This window comes from Methylobacterium phyllostachyos, from assembly GCF_900103445.1.
GTDB classification, from domain to species: Bacteria; Pseudomonadota; Alphaproteobacteria; order Rhizobiales; family Beijerinckiaceae; genus Methylobacterium; species Methylobacterium phyllostachyos.
The window spans coordinates 223,681-235,793 of the sequence record NZ_FNHS01000008.1 but is presented as its reverse complement, the minus strand read 5'-3'; the positions used below and the strand labels follow the sequence as shown (position 1 = coordinate 235,793).

Here is a 12,113-nt window from a genome sequence, read left to right as displayed (position 1 = left end):
ATGGTCGAGACGCCCCGTCCCAAGTCGCCCCTTCTGCGCAGCTTCCGCCGGCCGAGCGTGATCCCCGGTTTCGGGATCAGCTTCGGCTACACGCTGACCTGCCTCGGCCTGATCGTCCTGCTGCCGCTCGCTGGCCTCGTGGTGAAGGCCTCGGGTCTCGGGCTTTCGGGAATCTGGGAGGTCGCCACCGATCCGCGGGTGGCGAGCGCCCTGCGGATCAGCTTCGGCGTCTCGGCGCTCGCGGCGCTGGTGGCCTCGGCCTTCGGCTTCCTGGTGGCCTGGGTGCTGACCCGCTACCGCTTCCCGGGCCGCAAGCTCGTCGATGCGGCCGTCGACCTGCCCTTCGCCCTGCCGACCGCGGTGGCCGGCATCGCGCTCGCCTCGCTCTACGCGCCGGACGGCCTGCTCGGCTCAGCCCTCGCCCGGCTCGGCATCCAGGCGGCCTACACGCCGGTCGGCATCTTCATCGCCATGGTGTTCATCGGCCTGCCCTTCGCGGTGCGGACCGTGCAGCCGCTGATCGCCGAGATCGACAAGGAGATCGAGGAGGCCTCCGCGACGCTGGGTGCCACGCGGCTCGCCACCCTCACCAAGGTGGTGCTGCCGCCGCTGATTCCCGCAGTGCTCACCGGCTTCGCCCTCGCCTTCGCCCGGGGGGTCGGCGAGTACGGCTCGATCATCTTCATCGCCGGCAACCTGCCTTACGTGTCGGAAATCGCGCCGCTGCTGATCGTCATCAAGCTCTCCGAGTTCGACTATGGCGGTGCGGCGGCCATCGCGACGATCATGCTCGGGATCTCGTTCCTGACGCTGCTCGCCATCAACCTCATCCAGGCCTGGTCACGGCGGCGGTTCGGCTATGTCTGAGATCTTCTCCCCGGTCGCTGTGCCGGCCACCAAGCCGGCCCAGGTCGCCTCCGAGGGCGCCATCACGCGTGCGGTCCTCATCGGGATCGCGGTGGCGTTCCTGGCTTTGTTCCTGGTGCTGCCACTCTTCGCAGTGTTCACGCAGGCCCTCTCGAAGGGGATCGGCGCCTTCCTGGACGCGTTCCGCGAGCCCGACGCCTGGAGCGCGATCCGCCTGACCCTGACCGTGGCGGCGATCGCGGTGCCGTTCAACGTGGTGTTCGGGCTGGCCGCCTCCTGGGCGATCGCCAAGTTCGAGTTCCCCGGCAAGTCGCTCCTGATCACCTTGATCGACCTGCCGTTCTCGGTCTCGCCGGTGGTCTCGGGGATGATCTACGTGCTGCTGTTCGGATCCCAGGGCCTGTTCGGCTCCTGGCTGATCGATCACGGCATCCAGATCCTGTTCGCGCTGCCGGGCATCGTGCTCGCGACGGTGTTCGTCACCTTCCCGTTCGTCGCTCGCGAGTTGATCCCGCTGATGCAGGAGCAGGGCACCGCCGAGGAGGAGGCGGCGCTGACGCTCGGCGCCTCGGGCCTGCACGCGTTCCGAACGGTGACGCTGCCCAATATCCGCTGGGGCCTGCTCTACAGCGTGCTCCTCTGCAATGCCCGGGCGATGGGCGAATTCGGAGCGGTGTCGGTGGTGTCGGGCCACATCCGCGGCCTGACCAACACTATCCCACTCCACGTGGAGATCCTCTACAATGAGTACAACTTCGTCGCCGCATTCGCCGTCGCTTCGCTCCTTGCCGCCCTCGCCCTCATCACCCTCGTCCTCAAATCCTTCCTCGAATGGCGCTTCGCCGGTGAGCTCGCGCACGGCCGGGCGCACTGATCGCCCGTCCACGGCGATCCGGGTCGAGGACGTCTCGAAGACCTTCGACACGGCGGCGGTGCTGCACGACCTGTCCCTCGACGTCCGGGCGGGCGAGCTGATTGGGCTGCTGGGTCCCTCGGGCTCCGGCAAGACGACGCTGCTGCGCATCATCGCCGGGCTCGACGCGCCGGACCGGGGCCGGATCCTGTTCGGGGATGACGACGCCACCGGGCTCGCTGTGCAGGAGCGGGCGGTGGGCTTCGTGTTCCAGCACTACGCCCTGTTCAAGCATATGAGCGTGGCCGACAACATCGCCTACGGGCTGAACGCGCGCCGCCGCGCCGACCGTCCGGCCAAGGCCGAGATCAAGCGCCGGGTCGGCGACCTGCTCGACCTAATCCGGCTCTCGGGTTTCGGCGACCGCTACCCGTCCCAGCTCTCCGGCGGCCAGCGCCAGCGCGTCGCGCTCGCCCGGGCGCTCGCGGTGGAGCCGCGGGTGCTGTTGCTCGACGAGCCCTTCGGCGCCCTCGACGCCCAGGTCCGAAAAGACCTGCGCCGCTGGCTGCGCGAGATCCACGACCGCACCGGCCAGACCACGATCTTCGTGACCCACGACCAGGACGAGGCGCTGGAGCTATCCGACCGCGTGGCGGTGCTCGACCGCGGCCGGCTGGAACAGGTCGGCACGCCGGACGAGGTGCAGGAGAACCCGGCCTCCGCCACCGTGATGAAGTTTCTGGGCGATTCCGTCGAGGTCGAGGCGATCGCCGAGGGCGGCCGGGTGCTGGTGCGCGGGAGGGAGACGCCGGTGGTGGCGCCGGCCGGCACCATCGGTCCGGTCAAGCTCTATGTGCGGCCGTGGCAGCTGCAGCTCGCCGAGCCTGAATCGGCGCACCTGTCCGGCACCGTGCGCAGCTCCTACCGGACGCAGGGGCGCCAGCGGATCGAGGTGGCCGATGCCGAGGGCCGCCTGCTGGCCGTGGAGGATTCCGACGGCGTCCGTTACGCGGCCGGGCACCCGGTGGGGCTGCGGATCAATGGGGGGCATGTGTTCGGGTGAGGCTCGCCCGGGGAGCCTTGCAGGCGACGGGTTCGCCTTGTCGAGACCTACGCTCCGCGAACGACGGCCCTGAGCCAATCCCGAACGGCAATCACGTCGGCGCCCGCCATGTTCTCGGGCGTCGCGACCACGTGGTACGCCTCGCCCGCGATCTCCGGTCCGAACGGATGGACGAGGAGGCCGGCCTCGAGTTCGGGCTTCGCGAGCACGAGGCTGGCAACGACCACGCCATGACCGGCGACGGCGGCCTGAAGCGCGTATCCGTCATCCGTGAGACGCGGCCCCGCATCGACCGCCAGGGCGGTGAGGCCGGCCAAGCGTGCCCATCGGCGCCAGTCCGGTGCCATGTCGGGCCGTTTCCACTCGACGTGCAGGAGTGGGACCCGTTTCAGATCCTCGTGGGCAGATAGGCCGAGGCTCGGATTGCACAGGACGCCGAACCGCTCGGACAGGAGCGGCTCGGTGACCAATCCGGCGAAGGGTCCGGATCCGTAGCGGACCGCGATATCGGCTAGGCCCGCGGCGAGATCGACCAGATCGTCCGAAGCGTGCAGCCGCAGATCGAAGCTCGGATGCTGCGCGCGGAACGCACCCAGCGCCGGTAGCAGCCGGCGCGCCGTGAACAGGGTCGTGGCGGTCAGCGTCACCGCCTTGCGTCCCGTCTGCCGGGACACGTCGGCGAGGCCGCGTTCAAAGGCGTCGAAGCCGTCCCGCAGGGCCGGGTAGAGTCGCTGGCCGGCCGCGGTCAGGGCGACGCGCCGGACCTCGCGGACGAACAGGGCCAGGCCCAGGCTCGCTTCGAGAAGCCGGATCTGGTGGCTGATCGCGGTCGGCGTCACCCCGAGTTCGGCGGCGGCCCGGCGGAAGCTGAGATGGCGCGCGGCCGCCTCGAAGGCCCTCAGGGCCGCCAGGGGCGGCAGCCGGCGGCGGCGCATGGATGAAGGAATCTCAGCCATCGGGTGAGCAATTCGCGTTCGTCAGCAGGGCTTTGATGGACGATGGTCCGGTCGCCAGCAACAGAGCCGACGAGGCTGACTTCCCTATGTCACTCCCCGCGCCCCTGCGCCTCCTGCATATCGATTCCAGCGCCCGCCCGGGTCTCTCCGGCCGCGACCGGCACGGCTCGCACACGCGGCGGCTGAGCCGCCGGTTCGTCGACCGCTGGTCCGCCCTCCGGCCCAGAGATGTGGTGACTTACCGGGACGTCGGAGCCGCGCCGCCGAGCCCGGTCTCGGCGGCCTGGATCGCCGCGGCGTTCTGCCCGCCGGACCAGCGTGACGACGCGCAGCGCGCGGTGCTGGCGGAGAGCGACCAGTTGATCGCCGAGTTGATGGCGGCCGATCTTCTCGTCATCGGCGCGCCGATGTACAATTTCGGCCTGCCGGCCCCGCTCAAAGCGTGGATCGACAACATCGTGCGGGTCGGCGTGACCTTCGGCTTCGATCGGGCGCGTGCGGGCGAGCCCTACTGGCCGCTTCTGGCGCCGGGCAAGCGGCTGGTCATCCTGACGGCTCGGGGCGATTTCGGCTACGATCCGGGCGGCCGCCTCGCCGCCATCAACCTTGTCGAGGCCGGTTTGACGGTGCCGCTCGCCTATATCGGGCTCGCCGACAGTGACACCGTGGCCGTCGAGTACGACGAGTTCGCCGATGCGCGGCTGAGCGCCTCCATCGCGCGGGCGGAGGAGGCCGTCGATCGGTTGGTGGAGCGGCTGAGCGCTGATCTTGGAGACTGGAGAGCTGCCGCGGCGGCCCCGGAACCGTCTTCCTGAATCCGGCGGCTTCTCATACGCTCGCGCTCATGACTACACCGAGTCGCGAACCCGCCCCCGATGTCCTCGCCGCCATCGGCCAGACACCGCTGATCCGCCTGCGCCGGGCCTCCGAGGAGACCGGTTGCGCCATCTACGGCAAGGCCGAGTTCCTCAATCCCGGCCTGTCGGTGAAGGACCGCGCGGCACTCTCGATCGTGCGGGATGCCGAGGCCAAGGGCCTGATCCGGCCGGGCGGCACCATCGTGGAGGGCACCGCCGGCAATACCGGCATCGGCCTCGCACTGGTGGCCTCCGTGCGCGGCTACCGGACGCTGATCGTCATCCCGGTCACGCAGTCCGAGGAGAAGAAGCAGACCCTGCGGCTCGCGGGCGCGCGCCTCGTCGAGGTGCCGGCCGTGCCCTTCGCCAACCCGAACAACTACGTCCACGTGGCCCGGCGGCTCGCCGAAAAGCTCGCCGCCACGGAGCCGGCGGGCGCCTTCTTCGCCGACCAGTTCGACAACGTCGCCAACCGGCAGGCGCATATCGAAGGCACCGGCCCCGAGATCTGGGACCAGACCGGCGGCCGGGTCGACGGCTTCGTCTGCGCGGCCGGGACCGGCGGCACGCTGGCTGGCACCGCCGAGGCCCTGCGCGCCCGCAATCCGCAGGTGACGATCGCGCTCTCGGACCCGGAGGGCTCAGCGCTCTACGCGCACTACACCACCGGCACCCTGAAAGCCGAGGGATCCTCCATCACCGAGGGGATCGGCCAGGGGCGGATCACCAAGAATCTCGACGGCTTCACCCCGGATCACGCCTTCCGCATCCCGGACCGCGAGGCCCTCGACCTCGTCTTCGGCCTGATGCGGGAGGAGGGGCTGTCGCTCGGCGGCTCGTCGGGGATCAACGTCGCCGGGGCGATCCGGCTGGCCCGGGAACTCGGGCCGGGCCACACCATCGTGACGATCCTGTGCGACGGGGCGGCGCGCTACGCCTCGAAGCTGTTCAACCCGGCCTTCCTCACGGAGCGCGGCCTGCCGGTGCCGGGCTGGCTTGAGGCGCCGGCTGACCCGTTGCCGGACTGGCACGCCTGATCGGCCGGGGGTCATCCGCACTTTTCTAAGAAAACCCTGGGCGGACATTGAACGGAACGGATTGTCGCAGCGTTTGAACGGTCACGCTCGCACCAGCGCGACCGTTCGGAGTGCTCGCCAGATGTCCCTCGTTACCATCATCCTCATCATCCTCATCATCCTGGCCTTCGGCGGCGGCGGCTTCCTGGGCGGCGGCGCCTACCGGGGACCCGGCTTCGGCCTGGGCGGCATCCTGCTCATCGTGCTGATCGTTCTGCTGGTCACCGGCCGGCTGTAATCCCGGTTCCGGCTCGGCACAGGGGCGCATCCCGTCGAGACGTGAGTGCCGTGCCCGCCCGCCAAGGGGCGGGCTCGGCCTCGATGCCGATCCGCGCCCCGGCAACGCTCCTCGGGACGCGGTCCTACCGGCAGGTGATCGCCACCAGGGCAGGGACGACCACGCCGGGGCCGCCATCCCGCTGCGCTTGCGGCTCGGTGATGCCGTGAGCCGCCAGGAAGGCTGTGATCGCCCGCACCGGTACCAGCGGCAGGCGCGCGGGCGGCACGATTCCGGCGACCCGTCGCGGCGCCGCCGGATAGCGGGCCACCAGCCCGACGAGGTGCCCGGACCGGTCGAGCACCGGCGCGCCGGCCGAGCCCGGCTGGAGCGCCGCGATGACGTCGCCCGCGACTGCAGTGCCGGGGGCCGCCACGACCCCGTCGGGGCTCGGCGCCAGGGCGATGAGGTTGTCCTCGGCGCCGACCGGCTCCACACGCGATGCCGGCCGGACCGGCCCGGGGGCCCCGGGCGCGTCGAGCAGCGCGAGACCGGACGGATCGTCGCCGAGCTTCCGGGCCGGCGCCGAACCGATGTGGGGTGCGGGACACTCGTCCAGCACTGCGGAAGCCGTGAGCACCCGGCCCGGCGCCACCGTGAGGCCGGCGCCCGCGGCGGCAGGGTCTGGGCCGGTCTCGGGCCTGTCGGGAGTCGGCCGGATCGCGGCCGTGTTTTTCGGCCGAGCTGACGGTTCCGGGAACGGCACGAAGGCATTCGCCACCGCGATCACGAGGCGGTCGACCTCGGGCGCGAGAGCCTGATCGTAGCCGAACAGGAAACCGCGCACACCCTGTGGCCCGGCGGCGTAGCGGACATAGGATCGGCCGGTCCCGGTCTCGGCGGTCACCACCACGGCATCCGGCCGCCGCAGCTTGTACGTGACCTTACGGTTCGGCAGCGGCGCGGTGGCCTTCCCGAACAGGGTATCGAGCGTCTCGGCCCCCGGCGCGTAGGCGCGGGTTTCCAGGGTCACGCGGCCGTCCTGGCTCTGCCAGCGGGTACCGGAGGGGAGGGTGGTGCGCTTCGCCAGCAGGCGCTCGGGCACGCCGATCACGGCGCCGCTGCCGGGATCCACGGCGACCCGGAAGCGGGCCGCCGTCCGGGCTGCCGCGCCGGCCGCCAGCAGAGCCACCCGCCCGCGCGGATCGAGGGGCTCGGCCCCGCCGGCGCGGGCTCGGTAGGCGTTCAGCGCCTCGAAGGTCCGGCGCCCGAACCCACCCGAGATCACGGCGTTGAAATCGCCGGTCCAGACCAGGGCCTCCTGGATCGCCTTGCGGTCCGCCTCCGGCAGGGCCTCGAACGTCGCCTTGGCGGCCTCGAAGGCCGGATCGGCCGGCATTCCGGCGTTCGGCGCCTTTGGCCCCACCCGGGGCGGCCCCGGCCGGTCCTGCGCGCCGGCGGATCCGCAGGCGAGCACCATCGCGAGCAGCAGCCATGCGGGCCCGCGGTGCACCCCCGTTGATTCCGGAACTCGGCCCCACCGCGTCACATCCGACCCCATGACCGTCCCCGATCCGAATCGCTCCGATCCTGGCAGAGGCGTTTCGGGTGGGCCAGACCGTCGGCGCGCTATCAGGCCGTCGTGCGCCCGCCACCGCGATGCGCTACAGGGCGGAGGTCCGGACCGGGGCGGCGGCCGGACAAGCCCGTCGGCCCTCCGGCCGCGCGATGCCGCCACGGTTCGACGCGGAGCCCGGCATGACCGACACGAACAACACCTTCAAGAAGGCGCCCAAGCGCAAGCCCGCCAAGGGCAAGAGCGTCAGCGTCTCCCCCGAGATGCGGCAGGCCTATGCCGACCTGATCCGGGAGCGTGCCGAGAAGCAGGAGGCCTATGGCCGCCACCTGCCGCAGGACGAATCACGGCGGCGGTAGAAGGGGCAGCGCGGCCCGGGATCAGCGCTTGCGCACGAATTCCGTGCGCAGGACCAAGCCCTTGATGGTGTCGTGGCGGCAGTCGATCTCCTCGGGATCGTCCGTCAGGCGGATCGACCGGATGACCGTGCCCTGCTTCAGGGTCTGGTTCGCACCCTTGACCTTCAGGTCCTTGATCAGCGTCACCGAATCGCCGTCGGCGAGGAGGTTGCCCGACGCGTCGCGGACCTCGGCCCGGGCCGGCGCCGCGGCTGCCTGACCGGGCGGAAGCCACTCGCCGGTGGCCTCGTCGTACACGTAAGTTTCGTCGTCGCCCGTCAAATCCCAAACCCCCGGTTCGGATCGGGCCGGGTCCATCAGGATCTCTCAGGCCCGCATCCGCACATCCCGCCTCACCGAACCGACAATCGATTCGGCGGGGGACGGATGAGCTTAGCCGATCGGGCCGGCCCCGCGCGAGGGCGGCGGGGCCGGGGAGGGGTCTTTACCGCTTGAGCGGCCCGGCCTCGATCACGTCCTCGACGGTCCGCAGCCCGGCGCGGGGCGAGTTGACCAAGCAGGCCATGTTGCCCGGCGGGTGCTGGTTCTTCCACATCTTGGTGTGGGCCTGGGGGATCTTGTCCCAGGGGAAGACCTCGCTCATGCATGGGTCGATCCGCCGGTCGAGCACGAACTGGTTGGCCGAGGATGCCTGCTTGAGGTGGGCGAAGTGCGAGCCCTGGATCCGCTTCTGCCGCATCCAGACGTAGCGGGCGTCGAAGGTGATGTTGAAGCCGGTCGTGCCGGCGCAGAACACCACCATGCCGCCGCGCTTCACCACCAGCGCCGAGACCGGGAAGGTCGCCTCGCCCGGATGCTCGAACACGATGTCGACATCCTGCTTGCCGGTGATGTCCCAGATCGCCTTGCCGAACTTCCGCGCTTCCTTGGTCCAGGCGTGGAACTCGGGGCTGTTCACCTTCGGCAACTGGCCCCAGCAGTCGAAATCCTTGCGGTTGATGACGCCCTTGGCGCCGAGGCTCATCACGTAGTCGCGCTTCGACTCGTCCGAGATCACCGCGATCGCGTTGGCGCCCGAGGCCGCACAGAGCTGGACGCCGAACACGCCGAGACCGCCCGAAGCACCCCAGATCAGCACGTTCTGGCCCGGCCGGACCGTGTGCGGGGCATGGCCGAACAGCATGCGGTAGGCGGTGGCGAGAGTCAGCGTGTAGCAGGCGGCCTCCTCCCAGGTGAGGTGCTTCGGCCGGTGCATCAGCTGGCGTGACTGCACCCGGCAGAACTGCGCAAAGGAGCCGTCCCCGGTCTCGTAGCCCCAGATCCGCTGCGTTGGCGAGAACATCGGGTCGCCGCCGTTGCACTCCTCGTCGTCGCCATCGTCCTGGTTGCAGTGGACGATGACCTCATCGCCGACCTTCCAGCGCTTCACCTTGGCACCGACCTTCCAGACGATGCCGGAGGCGTCGGAGCCCGCGATGTGGTACTCGCCCTTGTGGACGTCGAAGGGCGAGATCGGCTCGCCGAGGCCGGCCCAGACGCCGTTATAGTTGACGCCGGCGGCCATGACGTAGACCAGCACCTCGTCGTCGCCGATCTCCCAGACCGGCAGCACTTCGAGCTGGTGGGACTGCTCCGGGGGCCCGTGGCGCTCGCGCCGGATCGCCCAGGCATACATCTTGGCCGGCACGTGACCGAGCGGCGGGATCTCACCCATCTCGTAGAGGTCCTTGACCTCCCCGCCCGTCGGACTGACCGCAGCGCTCGCCGCCATCTCGCTCTCCTCTCGTCCCGCGTGTTGCTCACGGCCGCGGTTCTCCCTCGCGCTATAGCGGCGATGCGAAAGGCCTCCAAGTGGGTCGAAAGTCCAAACCCAGAGCTTTTCGTCGTAAAGAAGCCGTCGGCACAGGGGCGGCACCCACGTATTCAAATTCGGCTTTCGGGGAGACCAAGTATTATTCCGCGCGCCCGGGGCCGGCAGCAGCCGCGAGACCTTGCGCGACGCTGCGGCCACCCTCCAGGTAGACTTCATACCAGCGATCGGTCGCTCCCCGGTCGGGGCCCTCAAATCCCGCTGTCCAGGCGCAGAAGTTTTTTAAAGCCCCACGGCCTTCCGCGGGGGCGTCTTGCACTTCCGTCGCGGATGACGCGTGCCCAAGCCTTCGCTACGGTGCCGGCAAGGCTGCGCCTCAGGCGCGGATAGAAAGATCAAACGGAGGCGAGGATGGGCGCGCGTATCGCGGAGACCGGCGTCGACAAGTCCAGCCGCGACAAGCCCTGGATCATCCGCACCTATGCGGGCCACTCCACCGCGGCGGAGTCGAACAAGCTCTATCGCGGCAACCTCGCCAAGGGCCAGACCGGCCTGTCGGTGGCCTTCGATCTGCCGACCCAGACCGGTTACGACCCCGACCATGAATTGGCGCGCGGCGAGGTCGGCAAGGTCGGCGTCTCGATCGCGCATCTCGGCGACATGCGGACCCTGTTCCAGGACATCCCGCTCGCCCAGATGAACACCTCCATGACGATCAACGCCACGGCCCCCTGGCTGCTGGCGCTCTATCTGGCGGTGGCCGAGGAGCAGGGCGCGCCGCTCGCCGCCCTCCAGGGCACGACCCAGAACGACATCATCAAGGAGTACCTGTCGCGCGGCACCTACGTGTTCCCGCCCGCGCCGTCGCTCCGGCTCACCAAGGACGTGATCCTCTTCACCACGAAGAACGTCCCGAAGTGGAACCCGATGAACGTCTGCTCCTACCATCTGCAGGAGGCGGGGGCGACGCCGGTCCAGGAGCTGTCCTACGCGCTGGCCATCGCGATCGCGGTGCTCGACACGGTGCGGGACGATCCCGAATTCGACGCCGCGAGCTTCCCCGAGGTGTTCGGGCGGATCTCGTTCTTCGTGAATGCGGGGCTGCGGTTCGTCACCGAGATCTGCAAGATGCGGGCGTTCTCGGAACTCTGGGACGAGATCGCCCAGGAGCGCTACGGCATCGACGACCCGAAGAAGCGCATCTTCCGCTACGGCGTGCAGGTGAACTCCCTGGGGCTCACCGAGCAGCAGCCCGAGAACAACGTCCACCGCATCCTGATCGAGATGCTGGCGGTGACGCTCTCGAAGCGCGCCCGCGCCCGCGCCGTGCAGTTGCCGGCCTGGAACGAGGCCCTAGGCCTGCCGCGGCCCTGGGACCAGCAATGGTCCATGCGGATGCAGCAGATCCTGGCCTTCGAGACCGACCTTCTCGAATACGACGACATCTTCGACGGCAGCCACGTGATCGAGGCCAAGGTCGAGGCGCTGAAGGTCGAGACCCGGGCCGAGCTGGAGCGGATCGGCGGCATCGGCGGCGCGGTCGCGGCGGTGGAGACCGGGGCGCTGAAGCGCGCGCTGGTGGAATCGAACGCCCGCCGGATCTCGGCCATCGAGGCCGGCGAGCAGATCGTGGTCGGCGTCAACAAGTGGCAGCAGGGCGAGCCCTCGCCGCTCACCGCCGGGGAGGGGGCGATCTTCTCCGTTTCCGAGACCGTCGAGATGGAGGCGCAGGGCCGCATCCGCGAATGGCGCGGCCGCCGCGACGCGCGGGCGGTGGAACAGGCCCTCGACGCCCTGGAGCAGGCGGCGCGCTCGGGCGCCAACATCATGCCGCCCTCGATCGAGGCCGCAAAGGCCGGCGTCACCACCGGCGAGTGGGGCGCGCGCTTGCGGGCGGTGTTCGGCGAGTACCGGGCGCCCACGGGCGTGACCCTCGAGACGGTCTCGTCCGGCGCCGCCGAGGAGGCCAAGCTCCTGATCGCCGACCTCGGCGAGCGGCTCGGCGAGACGCCGAAGCTCGTGGTCGGCAAGCCCGGCCTCGACGGGCATTCCAACGGCGCCGAGCAGATCGCTTTGCGCGCCCGGGATGTCGGCTTCGACGTCACCTACGACGGCATCCGCCAGACGCCGGCCGAGATCGTCGCCAAGGCGAAGGAGACCGGCGCCCACGTGGTCGGCCTGTCGATCCTGTCGGGGAGCCACGTGCCGCTGGTGCGCGAGGTCCGGGCCAAGATGCGCGAGGCGGGGCTCGATCACATCCCGGTGGTGGTCGGCGGCATCATCTCGCCGGAGGACGAGTTGGTCCTCAAGAACATGGGCGTGCGCGCCGTCTACACACCGAAGGATTACGCCATCGACCAGATCATGGTCGGGCTGGCCAAGGTGGTCGAGACGAGCCTGGAGCGGCGGGACAGCCCATCGAACAAGCCGCGCGCCGAGGCCCAGGTCTACTGAGGCGCCGCCCTCTCACGGTCGCGTC

Annotated in this window: 12 protein-coding genes; 8 read left to right on the top strand and 4 right to left on the bottom strand. The window is 70.0% G+C overall.

Annotated elements, in window-relative coordinates:
- The 3 genes from cysT to BLQ49_RS14845 are packed head-to-tail and all read left to right on the top strand — an operon-like array spanning position 1 to position 2,783.
- Positions 1 to 867: a sulfate ABC transporter permease subunit CysT gene (gene cysT, locus BLQ49_RS14855; RefSeq protein ID WP_091716884.1), complete on the top strand. Its 867-nt coding sequence runs from the start codon at positions 1 to 3 to the stop codon at positions 865 to 867.
- Positions 860 to 1,741: a sulfate ABC transporter permease subunit CysW gene (gene cysW / locus BLQ49_RS14850; RefSeq protein ID WP_091716882.1), complete on the top strand. Its 882-nt coding sequence runs from the start codon at positions 860 to 862 to the stop codon at positions 1,739 to 1,741. The genes cysT and cysW overlap by 8 nt, the downstream gene beginning before the upstream one ends.
- Complete coding sequence (locus BLQ49_RS14845; RefSeq protein WP_244507603.1) at positions 1,713 to 2,783, top strand: sulfate/molybdate ABC transporter ATP-binding protein; 1,071 nt, start codon at positions 1,713 to 1,715, stop codon at positions 2,781 to 2,783. Before cysW ends, BLQ49_RS14845 begins: the two co-directional genes overlap by 29 nt.
- A gap of 47 nt (positions 2,784 to 2,830) precedes the next feature.
- Here the strand turns inward: BLQ49_RS14845 and BLQ49_RS14840 are convergent, their stop codons facing one another.
- Complete coding sequence (locus tag BLQ49_RS14840) at positions 2,831 to 3,718, bottom strand: LysR substrate-binding domain-containing protein (RefSeq protein WP_244507602.1); 888 nt, start codon at positions 3,716 to 3,718, stop codon at positions 2,831 to 2,833.
- 107 nt (positions 3,719 to 3,825) lie between these two features.
- On the opposite strand from BLQ49_RS14840, the gene BLQ49_RS14835 reads away from it, so the two are divergent.
- The 3 genes from BLQ49_RS14835 (at position 3,826) to BLQ49_RS14825 (ending at position 5,910) form a co-directional block, all read left to right on the top strand.
- Positions 3,826 to 4,554: an FMN-dependent NADH-azoreductase gene (locus BLQ49_RS14835; RefSeq protein ID WP_091716878.1), complete on the top strand. Its 729-nt coding sequence runs from the start codon at positions 3,826 to 3,828 to the stop codon at positions 4,552 to 4,554.
- Between the two features lie 29 nt (positions 4,555 to 4,583).
- Positions 4,584 to 5,633, top strand: a complete 1,050-nt coding sequence (locus BLQ49_RS14830; RefSeq protein ID WP_091716876.1) for a cysteine synthase A — start codon at positions 4,584 to 4,586, stop codon at positions 5,631 to 5,633.
- A 121-nt stretch (positions 5,634 to 5,754) separates the two neighbouring features.
- Positions 5,755 to 5,910: a DUF3309 domain-containing protein gene (locus BLQ49_RS14825; protein WP_091716874.1), complete on the top strand. Its 156-nt coding sequence runs from the start codon at positions 5,755 to 5,757 to the stop codon at positions 5,908 to 5,910.
- Between the two features lie 124 nt (positions 5,911 to 6,034).
- On the opposite strand, the gene BLQ49_RS14820 is transcribed toward BLQ49_RS14825, so the two are convergent.
- The gene (locus BLQ49_RS14820; protein ID WP_425284002.1) at positions 6,035 to 7,450 is read right to left on the bottom strand and encodes a serine protease; all 1,416 of its coding nucleotides are present in this window, start codon (positions 7,448 to 7,450) and stop codon (positions 6,035 to 6,037) included.
- 197 nt (positions 7,451 to 7,647) lie between these two features.
- Here BLQ49_RS14820 and BLQ49_RS29710 point away from each other — a divergent pair, with 197 nt between their 5' ends.
- Complete coding sequence (locus BLQ49_RS29710) at positions 7,648 to 7,824, top strand: hypothetical protein (RefSeq protein WP_167627709.1); 177 nt, start codon at positions 7,648 to 7,650, stop codon at positions 7,822 to 7,824.
- A 21-nt stretch (positions 7,825 to 7,845) separates the two neighbouring features.
- Here the strand turns inward: BLQ49_RS29710 and BLQ49_RS14810 are convergent, their stop codons facing one another.
- Positions 7,846 to 8,181 (bottom strand): alkylphosphonate utilization protein, encoded by a 336-nt coding sequence (locus BLQ49_RS14810; RefSeq protein WP_425284001.1) that lies wholly within the window; start codon positions 8,179 to 8,181, stop codon positions 7,846 to 7,848.
- Positions 8,182 to 8,308: 127 nt separating this feature from the next.
- Complete coding sequence (gene ccrA / locus BLQ49_RS14805) at positions 8,309 to 9,595, bottom strand: crotonyl-CoA carboxylase/reductase (protein WP_091716870.1); 1,287 nt, start codon at positions 9,593 to 9,595, stop codon at positions 8,309 to 8,311.
- Positions 9,596 to 10,045: 450 nt separating this feature from the next.
- Here ccrA and BLQ49_RS14800 point away from each other — a divergent pair, with 450 nt between their 5' ends.
- On the top strand, positions 10,046 to 12,088 hold the full coding sequence (locus BLQ49_RS14800; protein ID WP_091716868.1) for a protein meaA: 2,043 nt from the start codon (positions 10,046 to 10,048) through the stop codon (positions 12,086 to 12,088).
- Positions 12,089 to 12,113: the final 25 nt, after the last annotated feature.